Source organism: Spirosoma liriopis (genome assembly GCF_023196085.1).
Taxonomy (GTDB): domain Bacteria; phylum Bacteroidota; class Bacteroidia; order Cytophagales; family Spirosomataceae; genus Spirosoma; species Spirosoma oryzicola.
On record NZ_JALPRF010000002.1, the window covers coordinates 686,065 to 705,473 of the forward strand.

The 19,409-nt window shown below is 51.6% G+C and carries 18 protein-coding genes; 4 read left to right on the forward strand and 14 right to left on the reverse strand.

All coding sequences use genetic code 11. From position 1 onward, the window contains the following. Nucleotides 1–5: 5 nt before the first annotated feature. The 13 genes from M0L20_RS11885 to M0L20_RS11945 all read right to left on the reverse strand — a co-directional run bounded on the left by M0L20_RS11885 (nucleotide 6) and on the right by M0L20_RS11945 (nucleotide 12,908). Nucleotides 6–1,583: a serine hydrolase domain-containing protein gene (locus M0L20_RS11885; protein ID WP_248477155.1), complete on the reverse strand. Its 1,578-nt coding sequence runs from the start codon at nucleotides 1,581–1,583 to the stop codon at nucleotides 6–8. Nucleotides 1,584–1,637: 54 nt separating this feature from the next. Beyond that, a complete protein-coding gene (locus M0L20_RS11890) occupies nucleotides 1,638–2,228 on the reverse strand; it encodes a LutC/YkgG family protein (protein ID WP_248477156.1) in 591 nt (196 codons plus the stop codon). After that, on the reverse strand, nucleotides 2,221–3,609 hold the full coding sequence (locus M0L20_RS11895) for a lactate utilization protein B (RefSeq protein ID WP_248477158.1): 1,389 nt from the start codon (nucleotides 3,607–3,609) through the stop codon (nucleotides 2,221–2,223). The genes M0L20_RS11890 and M0L20_RS11895 overlap by 8 nt, the downstream gene beginning before the upstream one ends. 11 nt (nucleotides 3,610–3,620) lie before the next feature. Then, a complete protein-coding gene (locus M0L20_RS11900; protein WP_248477160.1) occupies nucleotides 3,621–4,361 on the reverse strand; it encodes a (Fe-S)-binding protein in 741 nt (246 codons plus the stop codon). 256 nt (nucleotides 4,362–4,617) lie between these two features. Further along, nucleotides 4,618–5,652, reverse strand: a complete 1,035-nt coding sequence (rhaT, locus tag M0L20_RS11905; protein WP_232561189.1) for an L-rhamnose/proton symporter RhaT — start codon at nucleotides 5,650–5,652, stop codon at nucleotides 4,618–4,620. A 342-nt stretch (nucleotides 5,653–5,994) separates the two neighbouring features. Beyond that, a complete protein-coding gene (locus M0L20_RS11910; RefSeq protein WP_248477161.1) occupies nucleotides 5,995–7,278 on the reverse strand; it encodes a serine hydrolase domain-containing protein in 1,284 nt (427 codons plus the stop codon). Nucleotides 7,279–7,468: 190 nt separating this feature from the next. Beyond that, the gene (locus M0L20_RS11915; protein ID WP_248477163.1) at nucleotides 7,469–8,029 is read right to left on the reverse strand and encodes a GNAT family N-acetyltransferase; all 561 of its coding nucleotides are present in this window, start codon (nucleotides 8,027–8,029) and stop codon (nucleotides 7,469–7,471) included. Next, nucleotides 8,030–9,163 (reverse strand): mandelate racemase/muconate lactonizing enzyme family protein, encoded by a 1,134-nt coding sequence (locus M0L20_RS11920; RefSeq protein ID WP_248477165.1) that lies wholly within the window; start codon nucleotides 9,161–9,163, stop codon nucleotides 8,030–8,032. It lies immediately after the preceding gene. 124 nt (nucleotides 9,164–9,287) lie between these two features. Further along, nucleotides 9,288–10,415, reverse strand: a complete 1,128-nt coding sequence (locus M0L20_RS11925; protein WP_248477167.1) for an amidohydrolase family protein — start codon at nucleotides 10,413–10,415, stop codon at nucleotides 9,288–9,290. Nucleotides 10,416–10,435: 20 nt separating this feature from the next. Continuing rightward, on the reverse strand, nucleotides 10,436–10,915 hold the full coding sequence (gene ispF / locus M0L20_RS11930) for a 2-C-methyl-D-erythritol 2,4-cyclodiphosphate synthase (RefSeq protein ID WP_248477168.1): 480 nt from the start codon (nucleotides 10,913–10,915) through the stop codon (nucleotides 10,436–10,438). Further along, nucleotides 10,912–11,301, reverse strand: a complete 390-nt coding sequence (locus tag M0L20_RS11935; protein ID WP_248477170.1) for a HEPN domain-containing protein — start codon at nucleotides 11,299–11,301, stop codon at nucleotides 10,912–10,914. The genes ispF and M0L20_RS11935 overlap by 4 nt, the downstream gene beginning before the upstream one ends. Further along, on the reverse strand, nucleotides 11,298–11,651 hold the full coding sequence (locus M0L20_RS11940; RefSeq protein ID WP_248477171.1) for a nucleotidyltransferase domain-containing protein: 354 nt from the start codon (nucleotides 11,649–11,651) through the stop codon (nucleotides 11,298–11,300). The genes M0L20_RS11935 and M0L20_RS11940 overlap by 4 nt, the downstream gene beginning before the upstream one ends. A 21-nt stretch (nucleotides 11,652–11,672) precedes the next feature. Further along, nucleotides 11,673–12,908, reverse strand: coding sequence for a M16 family metallopeptidase (locus tag M0L20_RS11945; RefSeq protein WP_248477172.1), 1,236 nt, complete (start codon nucleotides 12,906–12,908; stop codon nucleotides 11,673–11,675). A 109-nt stretch (nucleotides 12,909–13,017) separates the two neighbouring features. Here M0L20_RS11945 and M0L20_RS11950 point away from each other — a divergent pair, with 109 nt between their 5' ends. Next, entirely contained in the window at nucleotides 13,018–14,121 is a 1,104-nt protein-coding gene (locus M0L20_RS11950; protein ID WP_248477173.1) for a hypothetical protein, read from the forward strand. A gap of 83 nt (nucleotides 14,122–14,204) precedes the next feature. Here M0L20_RS11950 and M0L20_RS11955 read toward each other — a convergent pair whose 3' ends face one another. Beyond that, the gene (locus M0L20_RS11955) at nucleotides 14,205–16,112 is read right to left on the reverse strand and encodes a DNA polymerase III subunit gamma/tau (RefSeq protein WP_248477174.1); all 1,908 of its coding nucleotides are present in this window, start codon (nucleotides 16,110–16,112) and stop codon (nucleotides 14,205–14,207) included. A 201-nt stretch (nucleotides 16,113–16,313) separates the two neighbouring features. On the opposite strand from M0L20_RS11955, the gene M0L20_RS11960 reads away from it, so the two are divergent. The 3 genes from M0L20_RS11960 (at nucleotide 16,314) to M0L20_RS11970 (ending at nucleotide 19,408) form a co-directional block, all read left to right on the forward strand. Next, complete coding sequence (locus M0L20_RS11960) at nucleotides 16,314–17,630, forward strand: extracellular solute-binding protein (protein WP_248477175.1); 1,317 nt, start codon at nucleotides 16,314–16,316, stop codon at nucleotides 17,628–17,630. A 53-nt stretch (nucleotides 17,631–17,683) separates the two neighbouring features. Further along, nucleotides 17,684–18,535, forward strand: coding sequence for a carbohydrate ABC transporter permease (locus M0L20_RS11965; protein ID WP_248477176.1), 852 nt, complete (start codon nucleotides 17,684–17,686; stop codon nucleotides 18,533–18,535). 63 nt (nucleotides 18,536–18,598) lie between these two features. After that, the gene (locus tag M0L20_RS11970; RefSeq protein ID WP_248477177.1) at nucleotides 18,599–19,408 is read left to right on the forward strand and encodes a carbohydrate ABC transporter permease; all 810 of its coding nucleotides are present in this window, start codon (nucleotides 18,599–18,601) and stop codon (nucleotides 19,406–19,408) included. Nucleotide 19,409 lies beyond the last annotated feature (1 nt).

Below are 19,409 nucleotides of genomic sequence, written 5' to 3' on the forward strand. Positions count from 1 at the left end.
ACGAATCAGGCTAGCAAACGGCCTTCCAGTACAGGACGGTCATCTTTCGTGGCTGGATTAAGAATGGCCAGGCTTTTCTTGAATTGAACCTTTACCGTATCCTTATCGAAATTACACGTTATCGTTTCGTAATGAGCAGTTTCAATGAAGCGAACCGTCAGAACAAACGTATTGTCATCAGTCCAGGTACCGCTGGACGCGATCTTGGTCTTGGTTTCACCCGGAATCAGGGTTGGCGTTAGCTTAAGCGGCAGTGCCGACAGATCCGTTTCCTTCTCGACCCAGCGACCCATCCCGCAGTTGATGCGGTGTTCGCCTTTGTCGTCCTGCATGGTAAAAATGCCACCGTCTTTGCCAAAGTTGAGTGAAACCGACTTCACATGAAGCGAGTTATCGGCGATGCTAAACGGCTTGTTGTCAATTTGGGCAATGATCGGCGAGGTCGATTTTACGTTCTGAATCGGTAAGGCCAAAGCCGTTAGTTTTTGCTTTAACTGAGCCTGCTCTTTGGCATCCGCTGGTAGCGTTTTACCTTTTACGCTACCCAGAATATGCTCCCAGACATTGTCCAGAATAGCCTGCATATCGCTGGTCTCGCTCGTAATAGCCACGACTATGTCTTCTTTGGGCATCACAATGCAGTATTGACCAAAGGCCCCATCGCCCCGGTACGCATCGTGCCGACAGCGCCAGAACTGATAACCGTAGCCCTGCAACCAATCATTCTCTTCTTTCTTGCGGGACCCACCTTTCGATTGGATTTCGAACTTGGTGGCATCGTCGATCCACTTGGCTGGCAATAGCTGTTTGCCTTTCCAGACACCCTTTTGCAGGTAAAGCTGCCCGAATTTGGCGATATCTTCGGTTTTAACGCGAAGCCCCCAGCCTCCGGTATTGATGCCCTGCGGATTAACTTCCCAGTCGGCTCCTTCGATACCGAGCGGATCGAACAGCCGGGGTTTCAGGTAAGCCAAAACGGTTTGACCGGTTAGCTTCTGCACAATAGCCGACAGCATGTACGTGGCTATGCTGTTGTAAAGAAAAAACGTTCCGGGCTGATGCTCTACGGGTTGTGCCAGAAACGCCTTCGCCCAGTTCTTTTCCGAACGAACGGCTGGCTCCTTGTCGTGCCCGGTTGACATGGTAAGCAAATCTTTCACCCGCATGGCCGCGAGGTTATCACTAACCGTGGCGGGTAAATCGTCCGGGAAAAACTTGGTAACTTTATCCTCAACGGTCAGGCGCTTTTCAGCGACAGCCATACCGACTGCGGTCGAGGTGAAACTTTTGCTTAAGGAATAAAGCGTGTGCTTCAACTGGGGGGCATAAGGAGCCCACCAGCCTTCAGCGACAACGTTACCATGCCGCAGCACCATCATGCTGTGCAGGTTCAGCTTTTGGGATTCGACGGCATCGGCAAACGCCAGCAAGGACGCCGAAGACATGCCCTGGGCCTCGGGCGTGGTGCGAAGAAGCGCTGAGGAGCCTTTAGCCCATACGTCGCCAGGAAGTGACGACAACAAGCTAATTCCGGCGGCACCAAAACCTAGTTGTTTTAGAAAAAGCCTGCGATTGAGCTGCATAAGTGTTTTCAATACGTGTGCAGTCTAAAGCATGTTCAGGCCGGATTCTCCTATTCAGGGCAGCAAAAATACGGTCAATGTTTTCGAACCGTGGGCACCGATGACCAGCGATTGTTCAATATCAGCGGTTTTGGACGGACCCGCGATAAACGTTCCGAAGCCGGTATGTGTGTCAATGAGTCGGTAAGCCTCGTGCATGTTGCCGACAAGGTTTTTCTCGGATAGTACCAACGAGAGGTTCAATGAAATGAACGGCAGCGCCCGAATACCGATGGCCGCTTCGTCGAGCCAGATAGCGGCATTTTCGGCAACGCCGACTTTGCCTTCCAGCACAACCAAGTGCAAATCGTCTAACAGCCGAAGCTCCGCTGCTGGCGTAAAGTTGCTGATGTCCAGCCCCGGAACATGACTGAGTATGGGTAGCGTCAGGTCGTACTCTTCGGCCAGAAAGGCGTGTGCTTGCGTTAGTGAGGTTACTCGAATCGCCTGCCCGCCGTTTGTTTTTACCATCGCCATGAAGGCTTCGACGAGGTTTTCGGGTTTGATGTTGGGCGCGAAACCAAGGGTTTCGGGGAGCGGGTGCAGGTCGGGTTTACCCTGTCGAATGGCCGCCAGAATGGTATCACGGGTGGTTGTTTCAGCCATTGTCTTTCTGGTTTTGTTGCGCGTACCAGTCCCGGAAACTCTGAGCGGGCGGCTTCGGCATATCGCGGTGGATAGCCCAGGGGTTTAAACTCGATTTGTTGGCCAGCGAGGGAAATTTCTGCATGAACCAACGTCCGGCCCTTCCGGCAAATCGGTACAACTTTGGATGGCTGAACAGCACGTCCATGCCCGTCATACCTATTTTTTTCGTGGGCTCAACAGCACCGGCTTCGCCCAGTACCTGCCGCCATTTATACAACTGCTGGTGAATGTCGATCTTGACCGGACAGACGTTGGTGCAGGAGCCGCAAAGGGTGGAAGCAAACGGCAAATCGGCGTATTCCTTCATGTCGATATTCGGTGCCAGAATCGAGCCGATTGGTCCAGCCACCGCCGTATGGTAGCTGTGCCCACCGCTACGCCGGTAGACCGGGCAGGTGTTCATGCAGGCTCCGCAACGAATGCATTTCAGGGAGTTGCGGAAATCAGGGCTGGCCAGCTGACGCGTCCGACCGTTATCGACCAGTACGAGGTGCATCTCCTGAACGGGCGCGGGTTTGCGAAAATGACTGGAATAGGTTGTCGTGGCCTGACCCGTAGCGGAACGTGCCAGCAGCCGCAGAAACACGCCCAGATGTTCGGCCTTTGGAATGACTTTTTCGATACCCATGCAGGCAATGTGAACCTTGGCCAGATGTGCCCCCAGATCGGCGTTGCCTTCGTTGGTACAGACCACAAAGCCACCCGTTTCGGCAATGGCGAAGTTAACGCCCGTAATCGCTACATCGGCCAGTAAAAACTTCTGGCGCAAGTGAATCCGGGCGGCTTCGGTAAGGTACTGCGGATCGTCGGCTCCGGCGTCGGTGCCTAAGTGCAGGTGGAACAGATCACCAATGTGCCGCTTCTTGAGGTGAATAGCGGGCATCACGATATGACTTGGCGGCTCGTTGCGAAGCTGGATAATGCGCTCGCCCAAATCCGTGTCGATTACCTCAATCCCTTCTTTAATCAGGTACGGATTCAGATGACACTCTTCGGTAAGCATGGATTTACTCTTGACGATTTTGGTCGCCTTGTGCTTCCGCATGATGTCAAGCACAATCCGGTTATGTTCATCGGCGTTAGCCGCCCAATGGACAATGACGCCGTTCTGCCGGGCGTTTTCTTCAAGCTGAATGAGGTAATCGTCCAGCTTTGAGAGGGAGTGCAGCTTGATCTGAGAAGCCTGCTCGCGCAAATCTTCCCACTCCGGCAGCGATTGGGCCGCCCGGTCGCGCTTACTACGGACAAACCAAAGGGTTTCGTTATGCCAATCGGCGTTTTCCTCATCGCGCAGGAAAGCCTCGGCGGCTTTGGCGTGTCTGGGAGAAGCAGTATCCATTCGTTTGTTGTTTAGTTGCCAGCCGTCAGAATCTCGGCGATGTGCATGACGCGTACCGAACTTTTCTGACGATGTAATACGCCTTCCAATTGCATCAGGCATGACATGTCGCCCCCCGTAATCACTTCCGCCCCGTGCTGGACATGGTCGTACACGCGATCCTTACCCATTTTTGACGACAGGGCTTCTTCGAACACGCAAAATGTACCACCAAAACCGCAGCATTCGTCGGGGTGGGTCAGCTGAATGAGATCAAGCCCGTCAACCAGCCGCAGGAGCTGTTCGGGTTTCGAGAATTTAGGTTCCATCCGTTCTGACATGGACGAAAGCCGCAAACCGCGCTGGCCGTGACAACTGGTGTGTAAACCAACCCGGTACGGAAAACGGGCTTTAGGAAGCTGTTCGACTTTCAGTACGTCGGTCAAAAATTCACAGAGTTCGTAGACGTTGTTACGCAGCCGGGCAGCTTCTTCGGGCTGATCGTCGGAATGCAGGTGCTCTTTTAAGTGCAGGACGCAGCTACCCGAAGGCCCAACGACCACATCGCAGTTAGCAAAATTGCGGATAAAATTCTTGTCGCAACCTGCCGAAAGGCGCTGAAAACCAGAGTTTGCCATTGGTTGCCCACAGCAAGTCTGCTCCATCGGAAACACCACTCGAACGCCGAGGGATTCAAGTAATCGTAAGGTGGCAATACCGACCTGCGGATAAAACTGATCGACGTAACAGGGAATAAATAAGCCTACGTTCATCTTTAACACAAAATCACCTACGAAAATAACGAAGGCTGTTTAGAGTTCGGTCTTTTTTCGACAGGATTAACAGAATTAATTAACCTCGATAGATTGGTTACTAGACAGGATTGACAGGATTATCATGATTTTACTCGTGCTTTTTTGATAGCCTGTCAATTTAGTTAGCTGTTATAGATCGGTGTTTTCGACAGGATTAACAGGATGGTAAAAAGAAGAATAGAAAAATCCTGTTAATCCTGTCAAAAAAAAACACTCAGGACGCCGTTCCCATGCCAATCAATACGGTAGACAGTACGATTAGAAATAAGCCTGCGAATACTACGCCATACGTTCGCCGACTGGCTCCGCGCCACTCCCAGAGCACCAGACCCCACAGGGTACTAAACGTGATGATGAACGCCATGTGCATCGTCCAGCCCGCGAACCGGATACCATCGGGTAAGTAGTTATCGCCCATGCCGTAGAAAAAGAACTGGAAATACCAGGTTGTACCAGCCAGCAGTGCCCAGGTGTAATTACGAAGCAACGGCGTCTGGCTGTCTGTATAGTCGCCAAAGGAACGGTTTCTGCGATTCAGAATCATGCACCAGATAAAATTGGTAAGAAAACCGCCGAACATCAGTACCGGATAAATCGCGTTGTTTTGCCAAAGCGGATCAGTACCGTTCGTAACCGCCATTTGCGCTATTGGGCGTCCGGCAGCGAGGGCGAAAGCAAAGCAGGCACTCAAAATACCCGAAATTGTAGCGATGATGATGCCTTTGCGCAGGTCAAACTCGGCAACGGTTGCTTTCTGCTGTTCAGGATTAAGCTCGCCTTCTTTCAACATGCCCGCCCAGCCACAAACCGCAATTCCAGCCAGGCATAAGGCCACTCCGCCCAGCGTGAAATGTCCCGTTCGAGTGTGGAGTAGCATGTCGAATTTTCCTTCCCAGATGGGTGGAATCAGCGTTCCGAACGCCGAGCAAAAGCCGAGGGCTACTGCCATACCCAGCGAAATACCCAGGTAGCGCATGGTCAAACCGAAGGTTAAGCCGCCAATGCCCCACAGGACGCCAAAGAAAAATGTCCAGAAAAGGGTCGAACTGTCGGCGGATGTGATGCTTGGAACCAGACCGTTGACCGTCAGGCCACCCATGACCCAGGGAACAATGATCCACGACGCAAACCCGCCCACGATCCAGGCACTTTCCCACGACCACTGCTTTACGTTACGGAAGGGCAAATAAAAACTGCCGGAAGCAAACCCGCCGACAGCATGATAGAAAACTCCCAAAATGGCATTCATAGAGTAACGGTTTAGGAAATACAATCAGCGACCTCTTGACAGGCCGACCGTGATTTGTAAAGATGAGGGTCAACGATGACAGAACTTTCCTGCTCTCTCCTGCGCCTGGAAAGTCAGTACGCTTCGTCAATCGGTCAGATAAGAATCGCAACGTGGAAGCCTACTCATCGGATTGCGCGACAGTGGATTTGCTTTTGGGGTACTAAAAAACAAAAGCTATCGATACGCTCGGTACCAATAGCTTTTGTGAATTTAATATTCGTCGTTGTGGGGCTACCTAGCCGCGCGTTTCGATCCCCGAGCTTCTTTGCCCATCAATTCACTAAGAGACAAATCAGGCATTTATTCCAGCGCCTGATAAACCGCAATACGGAATTTCTTTACAAAATCACTGTAGTACGCGTACGGCTGAACGTTCGTGAAAATCAAAAGAATGAGTTCTTCTTTCGGATCGATGGTGAACTCGGAACAATACATGCCGCCCCATGTAAACGAACCCGGCGTTGCCTGATCGCCGTAGTGGGAGCTGTCGGTAATGAGCTGAAAACCTAGACCAAATTTGTCGTTCCGGTCCCAGACTTCAGCCGCGCCAATCTGATTGCGCGTCATCAGTTCAATGGTTTTACGCCCAAGAATCCGTTTGTTATTGAATGTGCCGCCGTTGAGCAGCATCTGACAAAGTTTCGCGTAATCTTCGACCGTACTGATCAAACCCGCCCCCCCCGAAAAATACGTTTTTGCGCCCGTCGTTGACGAGTGTCGGTAGGCTTCGTTGGTGTGCAGGGTTAAGGGTTTATCCATACTCGCTTTGCTGTACAGTTCGACCAGACGGCTGGCTTTGTTGCTGGGTAGATAAAAATACGTATCGTTCATGCCGAGTGGGTCCAGCACGCGTTCGCGCATGGCAACATCAAGCGGTTTACCCGACAGTATTTCAACCAGCCGCCCAATGATGTCGGTGTTCAGGCCGTAGGTAAAGCCCGCGCCGGTTGAGTCCGTGCCGGGGTCGCGTAATAACGGACGTTTGGCCAGCTTGTTGATCACGTCTTCGAGCTTGTCAGGAGCCGTAGAGTTGAAAAAAGGGACCGTGAATTCGGGTCGCTGGTCAAGCGGGTGCTCGTACGGAATGCCGGAGTTATGGCTCAGCAACTGGCGGATGGTGATTTCGCTCTTGGCAGGCCGTGTATCGTAACTACCGCCCACCGGATCTTTTTTGTCGTACTTGATCAGCACTTTCGGATTTTTGAATGCCGGAATGTATTTCGAGATGGGATCGTCCAGCAAAAACTTCTCTTCCTCGAATAAGGTCATCAACGTTGTTGTCGTGATGGCTTTCGATTGGGACGCAATGCGGTACATGTCGTCGCGCTTCAACGGCGTTTTCTTTTCCAGATTGCTGTAACCAAACGCTTTGTAATGCACGATTTTACCCCGGTGCGCCACGAAGGTTACGGCGTTCGGAGCAATATCCTGGTCGATCAAGCCTTGCAACCAACTATCGAGTCGTTTGAGCCGGTCCGCCGAAAAGCCAGCATCGGAAGGTGACTTTGCGGTCGAAAAAGTTTGGGGTACCGGTTGAGCAAAAAGCGAAGACGTGACTAGTAGGAGGAGTACAAGGAAGCGCATGGATAAGGATGGAGTTTACATAACGGAAATTACAAGTTATATCAAGTAAGCGTGGGGCATGTTTTTGTCATCCCGACGCAGGAGGGATCTTTGGGGCAACTTCCGAAGATCCCTCCTGCGTCGGGATGACAAAAGAATCTTTACTCATACTTACGAACGACAAAGCTATAAATCAAAAATTGGGTACTTTTTACTTTTGCCAGTCCCACAGAACAACCACCCAGGTTTCACCGATAGCCGGATCGTGGAACTCGTGCAGGGGTTCGAAACCGACACGGGCGTGGGCGCGTAGCGAGCGGCTATTATTGGCCGAGATGTCGGTGATGAGTAGCTGGTAGCGGTTGCTGTACACATCGCGGTGATGCTGGTACATCCGGTCGAATAGTTGCTGCCCCCGATAGCCTTCGGCCACGCAAACCTGCCCCATCACGTAATACGCGTACTCCCGAACCGGCTTACCGTTGTAGTCGAGCGCATCAATCAACGAAAAGAGAGGAATCAGTTCGGGAATGTCAGCGCCGAATTCGGGTAGCATGGTTAGGCAGTAGCCTACGACGGTATCACCCGCTTTGGCAATGATGCTAGGTGCGGCCTGATTCATACGAGTCAGTACCGTCGGGTCATGTTCAACGGTCACGAATCCTTGGTTAGCCTGCACCTCAACGGGAACATTTTTGCGAAGATTCGCTTGTTGCAGAGCCAGAATGCCCTGTACATCTGCTTCGGATTGGACGGTGGTAATGGAAATCATCTAGGCAATGGTTTTACGTTCCGACTGAGCCAGAAAAGCAGCATCTACTTCGGCCCCGATGCCGGGGGTATCTGGCAGCGTAATCTGGTAACCGTTGTAGGTAATGCCTCCATAAATTGGGTCAAGAGCGTGTTCGAAACAGCCGTCCAGATCGTAGAAACGCACGTTTTGGCGGGCGGAGGCAAAGTGGGCGTTGGCGGTTAAGGCCAGTCGCGACTCCGACATACAGCCGATCATGCAGGGAATGCCAGCCGCTTCGCCAATCGCGTTGATGTTGAGCGCTTCAAAAATACCCCCGCTTTTCGACAGTTTGATGTTGAAATAATCCACAGCTTCTTCCCGCACTAATCGAATCGCGTCCGTCGCGTCGAACAAGCTTTCGTCAGCCATAATGGGGACATTGCCCTCGGATTTAAGTTTAGCTAAATGATGTAAATCCTGCTTACGTACTGGCTGTTCGCAGTATTGAAATTGATGGTCAATAAAACGAGTTTGATAGAGGACTGCTGAAGCCGTAACATAATCCCAGCCTTGGTTTGCGTCAATTCTATAAGGTACTTTATAGTAATCTCGACTATCATCGCCAAGCTCCATTAAGGCTTTTTCAATAGCATACAACCTGTCAATGTCAGCTTTAAGAGTCGTACCGAGTTTGATTTTGATAGCTTGAGCCCCGTTTTTATAGATCCGTACAGCATCTTCAGCCATCCGTTCGGGCGTATTGATGTAAATCGTTTCGTCGGTCACCAGCGTTCGTTTGGAGCCGCCCAAGAACTGATACAGTGGCATACCGGCGGCCTTGGCAGCAATATCGTACAAGGCCATATCGAAAGCCGAGCGCGTTGTCGGGTGACCGGGTAGGTAGCGCGTCAGGATCGTCAGACAACCTTCGATGTCGAGTGGGTTTTGACCGATCAAAAGCCGGGCCATGTCCTCAGCAGCCGCCAGACCCGATGCCTGCGTTTCCCCGACGATCATCCAGAACGGCGACCCTTCGCCCCAACCCGTAATACTTTCGTCGGTCTGAATTTCGATCAGGATGTTCCGGGCGTGTTCAATCGTGCCGAGAGAGATGGTGATGGGTGCTTTGAGCGGAATGTTGAACGGATAGATACGTATCTGCGTGATTTTCATGGCAGGGAGTTAAACACAGAGAAACAGAGGTTTCACGGAGAAAACAGAGAAACGGTCTGATGACACGAAGGAAAACCTCAGTGACCGCTGTGTATCCTCCGTTTCTCTGTGTTCAAACCAGAACTTACTTTGGAAACTGACTCTTATCGAGTCCGGGAATAAGGCGCAGGGCGTTTTTATAGTATACCTTTTTCAACACCTCATCGGGAAGTCCCATGCCGTACATGCGCCAGAACGCGTGGTATTTTTTGTGATAAGGAAAATACTCGTCGTCGGTTTCGAGAACGCGGAAGTAAGTCGCATATTCGGAAGGCACCCAACTGTCTTTGCCAAACAGAATCCGGTCTTGATATTTCTCGAAAAACTTGCGGGCTGCGCGGGGTTGGCGACCTAGCTCCGCGATAACAGCGCCAATCTCAACGTTCATGTTTGGAAAAACCTTCATCAAACTGTCCAGCTTGTCCAGGTCGTTCGGAAACCAGCCCATGTGAGCCGCAATGAACGTTGTTTTGGGATGCTTCCGAAACACATTATGCTGCTCGGCAATGAGTTGTTCCCAGGGGACAGGATCGTTCGGTGAGCGTTTGCGGCCACCGTGGAGTTTCAGCTCAAGCCAGCGTTCGTTGTACCGGTCCATCGGGTCCCAGAACGATTTAGGGTCGGCAGTATGAATCAGTACCGGAATGCCTAATTCACCGCATTTGTCCCAAATCGCGTCCAGACGCGAATCGTCCACGCGAACGCGCTGGCCCGATTCGTCTTTGTTATTGATACCGAGGTTTTTGTAGATTTTCAATCCTCGGGCTCCTTTCTTAACGTCTGCTTCCAGCATCGTCACGGCGTCTTCTGTCCAGCCTTTTTTACCGATATCGTCGAAGTTAAGATTCGTAAACAGCACTAGCCGTTTGGGATTGGTTTTGGCCGTGTTCGCTAAGGCGTTATCGAAAAACTTGGTCCCCTGTTCTACGTTGCCGAAACCGCGTCCGCTCAGGTTCACCATGATTCCCATGTTCAGACTGTCCATCTGGGCCAGGAGGGGACGTAAGTTCGCGTTGTCCATGTTCCACTGGTGGTTATGAACATCAATGAACGGATACTTCGAGCGGGTGATTTTGTGCTCCGGTACTTTCAGGGTCGAAACGGGATCGTATTCTTCAAAGCCAAGCGGTTCGGCTGGTTTTGCCGGTTTTGACTGGCCAAAGGCAACGATTCCTGTCAGCAGGAGCGCCGGAAGGTAAAGCAGTTTTTTCATAGACAGGTTGCGTTTACGAACTAAGCCTTAAAGATAAGCGCCACACAATGAGCCGCAATACCTTCACCGCGCCCGACAAAGCCGATATGCTCGGATGTGGTAGCTTTAATCGAAATATCGTCCTCGGGAATAGCCATTACATCGGACAGACAGGTTTTCATCGCCGGAATGTGCGGATTAAGTTTCGGTTCCTGCAAAACAACCGTCACATCGACGTTCGAAATCTCGTAACCCGCCCCGCGCACCATGCGAAGGACCTCGGCTAATAGCAACTTGCTGTCTACCCCTTTCCAGCGCGGGTCTTTGTCGGAAAAATGGTAGCCGATGTTACGCATGTTGGCCGCGCCCAATAGTGCATCGCACAGCACGTGGCAAACGACATCAGCGTCGGAATGGCCCACAGGACCAAACGAACTTGGAATCTGAATACCACCCAGCCAGAATGGTCGTCCTTCTTCCAGGCGGTGAACGTCATAACCTTGACCTACTCGTATTTTCATAAGGGAAAGCCGTTTTCTCGTAAATACGCTTCGGCTTGAAGCAAAAAGTCAGCGGCTATTTCAATAGCTTTTTGGGTGTCTGACTCGGATATATCTTCGTCTGGATCGTATTCTCCAGTTTGTCGTAATTCAAATAATTCGTTTAACGAAGTGGAGTCCTTCTTGGCAAAAGGCCCTTCTTTCACAAAATGGGCACTAAACAAGCCACGCGCAGCAGCGTGGGATTTAGTGGTGATCTCTTTGGTAGCTAATAGAGCGCGAATCGCGTTGAAATAAGCGTAATAGGTTCTGCCACAAGCTCCTCTATACTTGCCGTATCGATGTAGGAGCCGGGCATCTTCCAGGCAGTCTTCGGCAATCAGCATGTAATTGTCAACTGTACTCATAAGCATTTACCATCCTGCCGAACATTCTGGTAAAAAAGTAGGTCAGTAGAAAGGTACTTTGCCAGGGGTACTGGCTTGAACGAAACAAAAACGCCGAATTTGTCCGTCAAATCGCTTGCCCGTTCGCCAAAAAACCAAATCTCTGTACCTGCTTTCACCTCCGGATCGTTTAGAACGACCAGATAGTCGACGTCGGACTCGGCGTGGAAGTCGCCCCGCGCGTAGGAGCCGTACAGGATCACCCGGTTCAGGCGGTCGCCGTACAGTTCCGTGAGCGCTTGTTTGACTTCCTGCGACAAAGCGTGCAGTGCGTCGGGCGTAAGGGCTTTAGGTTGATAAGTCGTTTCCATAGCCGAGTCCGATAAGGGTGGTTAAGCCGCCCGGTAGTACAGTGTCGAAGCGTTGTCTTTGCGCAGCACATTCCGCGCTGCGGCCTGAATGGAGTCGGGTGTGGCAGCCTGTATGTGGTCGGCCTCCTGATTGATCAGGTCCGGGTTTCCGGCATTGGCCGCGTAGGCCAGATTCATTGCCCGGTTGAGCAGTTCCACTTCCGAGAACGCAAGCGTCGCTTCGGCCTGGTTTTTCACCTTCGCTAGTTCCTCTTCGGATACGGCCTGATCGATAAACTCCTGAACGATTCTTTCGACAGCCGCATCCGCTTCTTCAAGGGCGACTCCTTGGTTCAGGGTTCCTTGAATAACTAGTAAACCGGGATCGATGGACGAGGTGATGTACGCGCCAACGTTGCTGAACAGCGGGTTGTCGCGCAGCACTTTCTGGTACAAACGCGAGGATTTACTCCGGCCCAGCATATCGCTCAGCAAATCGGTGGCGTAAAAATTGGTATCGAAACGACCGGGCATGTGATACGCTTTATAGAGTCCATTCAACGGAACTTTCGCCGAAGCTTCCAGCTTCCGAGCCTCGGTCTGAATGGGTTCGGCGGGCAGTTGGCGAATGTATTGCTCCCCCGCCGGAATGGGTTCGAACCACTTGGCACAAAGCTGCTTTACCTGTTCAACCGTTACGTTACCCGCTACGACCAGAATGGCGTTGTTGGGCAGGTAATACTTGAAGAAAAAAGCTTTAACGTCGTCCAGCGTGGCGTTTTCAATGTGACTGATGTCTTTGCCAATCGTTGCCCAGCGGTAAGGATGTTCTTTGTACGCGAGCGGACGCAGCTTGAGCCAGACATCACCGTAGGGTTGGTTTAGATACCGCTGCTTAAATTCTTCGATGACCACTTTCTGCTGTACATCAAGCACTTGTGGATCGAAAGAAAGGCTCAGCATCCGGTCCGATTCGAGCCAGAACGCTGTTTCCAGATTAGCCGCCGGAAGGGTGATGTAGTAATTGGTAATATCGGGGCTGGTAAACGCGTTATTCTCACCGCCTACCTTTTGCAACGGTTCGTCGTAGCTCGGTATGTGCCGCGATCCACCGAACATCAGGTGTTCGAACAAGTGAGCAAACCCCGTGCGGGATGGATCTTCATCGCGGGAGCCAACATTATAAAGAATATTAACAGCCGCAATCGGCGTCGATTCGTCTTCGTGAACAAACACCCGTAGGCCATTGTCCAGCACAAATTGTTCGTAGTGAATCATGGATAAAACTTTTGCGTGTAACCGTTACTTGACAACACGCTGTTAACAAAAGTACGTTCCTGCTTGTATAGAATCAAACGCTTATTCGGACCACCAACTATACTGAATTTTGAAAAAGGCCTTTTTACTTGTTCTGCTCATCTTGCCCCTGTTTGTACGCGCTCAGGTTTTAACTGACCCTGGCGTGCAGCAAACGATCCTCCAGGCGATGGACAAGATCTACAATTGTGAGTTTAGCGAAGCGGACGGTCTGGTTCGGCAAATTCAAACGCGCTATCCGCAGCACCCGATTGGGCCTATCCTGCGGGCTACTCAGCTGGAGATTCAATACCTACCGCTTCATGAAAACAAAGCGGCTACGGCTCAATTCGTTCAGGCAGCTGATCAGGCACTTGGTCTGGCCAAGAAAATGCTCGATAGAAATGAAGAGGACCCCGAAGGAATCTTTTTTGCCCTGACCGCGCATAGCTATCTGGCTTCCCTGCATAACAGCAAAGGCGAATCGGTGAAGGCCGTCGGGGAATCGAAAAAAGCGTATAGTTTTCTGAAAGAAGGCTTCGGGCTGGTCAACAAAAGCCCTGATTTTTATTTTACGTCCGGCCTCTACAACTACTACATCGAACGCTACCCGATGGATCATTCAATTGTGCGACCGTTTATGTTTTTCTTTCAGGACGGCGATATGGAGCAGGGACTGAAACAAATTGACATAGCCTCTAAAAAAGGAATCTTCATGCGCCCGGTTGCCAATTATTATTTGGCGCACATTTACATCAAGCACGAAATGAATCCAAGCCGGGCCACGACGTACACCAAATACCTGGCCGATAAATACCCCAATAATCCACTGTTCGGTATGATCAACGCTGAAGCGTTGCTGTTAGCCGGACGTTATGCCGAAGCCCGTCCGTATGTGCAGCGGCTCAAGCAACAATCGAACAAGCTAGTGCCCCTGGCGGTCAACACTTTCGACGGAATCTTAGCCGAGTACGCTGACAAAAACGATAAGCAGGCTGCCCAGTACTACGAGGCTGCGTTGAAATTACCATCCAGCGAGTCGTATACCAAAGAATACCACGCCTTTGCCTATGCCGGTATTGCGCGCATTGCCGCCCGCGCTAACGACCGTAACCGCGCTAAACAGTTTTACAAAAAAACCTTGGCCGTTGCCGAATACAAAGCACTGATTCGGGAGGCCAAGGCGTATAATTAAGCGGGGTCATTTGGCTTGATTAGCCTGATCCTTTTCTATGACAAAACAAATCAGGCTAATCACTAAAATCACGCAAAGCCGGGTTAGTAATCGACTTCGAGGTTTAGGGCTTTTCTTAGTTCGTGGAGAGCTGGGTTTTTCTCGGCCATATAATTAAATTTATCCAGCGAACTGTAAATCATCTTCTTGACTTCCTGCACCTGCACCGTGTGTTCCAACTGAATCTGGCTGTTCTGTAGCTCTCTGCGTAGATAACCAAGTAGGTCAGGTCTTAACTCCGTCAAGAATCCGACTTGCAACGTGTTGTCCAGCGTTAGGCAAATCGTCGTACCGTTGAGCGTCAGCTCCCGGTTAAGAACCACCTGCTCCGACGTAATGTCGTTCTGCTGTCGGCGGAGTCGGGCAAACGTCGCCCAGGCATCCTGCAATTCTTCCAGCGTAAACGATTTGTCGGGCCGGGCCGGAGCCGTTACGACAGTTTCTTCTGGCGTAGCAGCCGAAGCCTGAGCCGGACCGCTTGTGAGCGCAACCGTAGAACGAAGCCGACTGGTAGCTGGTCGTGTTGGTGGCGCTATCTGTGGCTTCGTTGGTGCGGTAACCGGTGGGGCCGCTACTGCAGTGGCTACCTCGCTTTTCGCGCTGGCATAACCGTTTCCGTTGAGCTCGGCGGGAGACTTTCCGTTTGTGCCGTTCGTTGGTAGTCGGTAGTCATGGACCGGCTCGCTCGTGATCGGTTGCGATTCGGTTAGCTGACTGCCGTTGTCAGACGAGGGCCGGGGAGGGCTGGGTATCGGTTCGGCGTTTTTTTTTTCGGAAGATGCCTGTTCAGCGATCCCATTGTCGGCGGTTTGCACACCATTGAGCGGTAACTCAGGCAACGCTTCCCAGTTGAGCAGGTTCCGAAGATTAGCCAGCTTCATCAGCCACAGTTCGGTGTGTAACCGCTGATCTTTGGCTTGCTTGTAGTTCATGTCGCACTGCCCACCCAGACTAAGCGCCGATAGCAGGAACGACATGGGAGCCCGCGCCGACTGGTCGAGGTACTGCCGCCGTACGCTTTCCGTTACCTGCAACAGCTGGACCGTCGCGTTGTCTTTACAAACCAGCAGATCGCGGAAGTGACGACACAGACCAACGACGAACTGGTGTCCATCGAAACCCTTGCGTAGAATTTCGTCTACCGTCAGCAAGCTTTGGGGCAGATTGCCCGCCAGTAGCAGATCCGTCAGTTTGAAGTAATAATCGTAATCAAGGATGTGCAGGTTGTTCAGCACCTCCTTGTAGCGAATCACTCGATCCGCCGAGAACGTCACGTTCAGGTCGAACATCGACAACGCATCCCGAAGGCCACCGTCCGCTTTTTGGGCGATCAGGTCGAGCGCTTCGCTTTCGGCGGTGATGCTTTCTTTCTGCGCAATCTTCGCCAGGTGGTCCGCGATGTGCTGCGGCTGAATCCGGTTGAAGTCGAAAATCTGACAGCGGGATAAAATCGTCGGCAGAATTTTGTGCTTCTCGGTCGTTGCCAGGATAAAAATCGCGTAGGAGGGCGGTTCTTCCAGCGTTTTCAGAAAGGCGTTGAAAGCTGCCGACGAGAGCATGTGCACCTCGTCAATGATGTAAATCTTGTACTTACCCGACTGGGGCGGATACCGAACCTGATCGATCAGGTTCCGAATATCTTCGACGGAGTTGTTCGAAGCCGCATCTAGTTCATGAATATTAAAGGAAGCACTTTGGTTGAAGCTCACGCACGACTCACAAGTGTCGCAGGCTTCGCCCTCGGCAGTTAAATGTTGACAGTTGATTGTTTTCGCCAGAATGCGGGCGCAGGTGGTCTTGCCAACCCCACGCGGTCCGCAAAACAGAAATGCCGACGCTAAGTGGTTCGTCTTGATGGCGTTCTGAAGCGTAGTGGTGATGTGCTCCTGGCCGACGACGGTGTCGAAGGTGGCAGGGCGGTACTTGCGGGCCGAGACCACGAAATTTTCCATACTCAAAGTTAACAAGGCGGGGGCGGATTTCAAACGGCGGTTAGGGCAGTTCGGTGCTTAAATCGTGTGCGAATTGGTCCGTGAGCACTTAGTTGCCGTTTTTAATTTTCTCAAAAGATAACGGTCCGAAGCGCCGTGCCGATGCAAATACAATTGTTTATAGGTTTATTTGCATTTTAGGCTGTAGTAGGTGGTGTAACGATGAGAAGTATCCGTAAGCTGCGACAGGTTGTACGTCTTGGACTAGGCGCTTTGCTGCTGGCGGGGTGTACGCAACGGGTGGACACCGACCGTTCGCTGACATTCTGGTGCTCCAACAACGCCGGAGAAATTGCCTTTGCGAATGAGTTTGTCCAGCGCTGGCAACAGCAGCGACCCGATAAGCCCTTGCGCTACCAACCCATTCCCGAAGGACAGTCGAGCGAAGAAATTATTCTGGCGTCGGTTGTCGGAAAAACCACGCCCGACATATACGCCAATATGTGGCAGGGCAGCGTCGAGATGTACGCCAAAGCTGGTGTGCTGGTGCCGCTGGATACGCTGAAAGGATTCCTGGAGTTCATAACGGCCCGGTGCGATAGTGCCGTTATTGGGGAAATTACCTCGTCGGATGGGCATATTTATCAGGTGCCCTGGAAAGTCAACCCGATCATGTTGCTGTTCAATACGCGTCTGGCTAATGCGCTCAACGGGCAAAAGCCACCGTATACCTACGCGGGCTATCTCAATGCGGGCAAACAAATTCAGCGCGACAACAACGGCGATGGCTACGTCGATCAGTGGCTTGGCTACACAGAGGTCAAAGCGATCTGGTACGAACGACTGTTCAATTTTTACCCGCTGTATCTGGCCGCTTCGAACGGTGCTCCGCTGATCAAACGAGACGCCAACGGACGGATGCGGGCCGCCTTCGATAATCCGTATGCCGTTGGGGTGTTTCGATTTTTGCAGACCTTGTACCGCGACAATTACTTTGCCCGTGAGCGACTGTCGGCCACCCGCGATCCGTTTATGGCGCAGCGCATTGCGAGCCAGTTCACCGGTCCCTGGACAATTGGATTTGTGGAGAAATTTAAAGATCCCGGCTTTGAATACGGTACGTACACAATGCCTGTCCCCGATACTCACCAGGGACCGATTTACACGTATGGCGATCCGAAAAATATTGTGATTTTCAATACGTGCCGTGATCCACAGGCTGCCTGGGAGTTTGTCAGAACACTGGTTGACAAGGCTGGCGATTTACGACTTATGGAGTTGACCGCTCAGTTTCCGCGCCGGAAGGCTATCGACAGCGATCCTTTTTTTAGGGGTTTTCTCGCTCAGAACCCCCGCCTGGTGCCGTTTGCTCGACAAACGCGCTATATTAAAGGTGTAGATAACAGCGAGGTGATTGTCGAAGTGTTCGATATTATTTCGCAGGAGTACGAAGCCTGTGTCATCTTTAACAAAAAAACGCCCGAAGCGGCCATCCACGATGCTGCTGAAGCGGTCAACGTCTTACTAATGAGTGAATAAGCGAACGATTGGCCGGGACTTGGCCTAAATTTTTTATTCATCTGTTGCTGCCTATGAAAAAATGGACGCCTTACCTGCTCGTTGCGCCTTACATCCTGCACTTTACGGTGTTTGTCCTGTTTCCGGTGGTGTTCTCGGTCGTGCTGACGTTTCACAGTTGGAACATCATTGCGCCGATGAAATACGTTGGGTTGGCTAACTACACACACGTATTTCAGGATCGGTTGTTCTGGCAAGCCGTCTGGAATACGCTTCGGTTTCTGATCGTTCATATTCCGTTGCAGATTATCGTCGCGTTGGGGCTGGCCGAACTGTTGAACCGAACCGTGAAAGGCGCGTCGTTTTTCAGGGCGGCTTTCTTTTTGCCCGTCATTGTGTCGGGCGTGGTCGTCACGATTTTGTGGCAGCAACTGCTTAGTTTCAATTCGGGAATCCTGAACCGCATGCTGACCGCCTTAGCCTTACCACGTGTGGCCTGGCTCGACGATCCGGCAATCGCCATGTATTCGATTGCGGTAATGGCTACCTGGAAAAACGTCGGTCTTTACATCATCCTGTTTCTGGTTGGATTGCAATCGGTGCCCACGCAGTATTACGAAGCGGCTGATCTGGAAGGGGCGTCGAACTGGCAGAAATTTCGGTATATCACGCTGCCGATGATCAACCCGACGATGTTTACGGTGGTGGTTCTTTCGACCATCGGCGGCTTTTCGCTTTTCGTTGAACCGTATATCATGACCCAGGGTGGCCCGATGAACACGACGCTTTCGGCGGTGATGTACATTTACCGGCAAGCGTTTCAATATTACCACATGGGTTATTCGGCCACGCTGGGCTTTTGTTTCGCCTTGATTATTCTAATGGTGGTCGTCCTTCAACGGCGGTATGTCGAGCAGGAAGTCTAGCGTGTTTCGGTCAACCGGCTTCCTGTGCGGAAAACTATAAACAGTAACCTTTAAACGAAAGGCATGTCTTCTTTTTTGCGGTATGGTCTTCTCACGTTGGCGGCATTATCGTTTATCTATCCGTTTATCTGGATGGTTAGCGCATCGTTGTCGTCGGAGCGGGGGTTGGGCGAGCTGACCTTACTACCCATCAGCTTTACGCTTAGCAACTACGCCACCGTATTCACGAAGATTCCGCTTGACCGGGCGTTTCTGAACAGCGCGTTCGTAGCCCTGCTGACAACGGGTTTGGTTTTAGTGTCGGGAGCGATGGTCGGCTACGCGCTGGCCCGGATGGAGTTTGTCGGGCGAAGCCTGATTTTCTACCTGATCATTTTTACGATGACGTTGCCGTTCCAGATCACGCTGATCCCGAATTACATCACCATGGTTCGGTTCGGCTGGGTCGATACGTATCTTGCGCTCATTGTCCCGTTTGCGCTTAATTCCTTGTCGATTCTCTTGTTTCGGCAGGCGTTTCAAAGCTTACCGCAGGCACTTATCGACGCTGCCCGAATCGATGGAGCCGGGGAGTTACGAATCATTTTTCAAATTCTGGTGCCGAACGTACTGCCGACGGTCTTGACCATTACCATTCTGACATTCATGGGCTTGTGGAACGAAGCGTTGTGGCCATTGATCGTTATTCGTGATGAAGAAACGATGACCATGCCGCAGTTGGTGACACTGTTTTCGGTGGGCGGACGGGCCGAAGGGCAGTTAGGCGTTAAGATTGCCGCTGCCGTTATGCTGGCTATTCCGATCGTGATTTTGTACCTCTTTTTTCAGAAACACTTTATCCGAAGCATGGCGTCTTCGGGTTTGAAAGATTAAT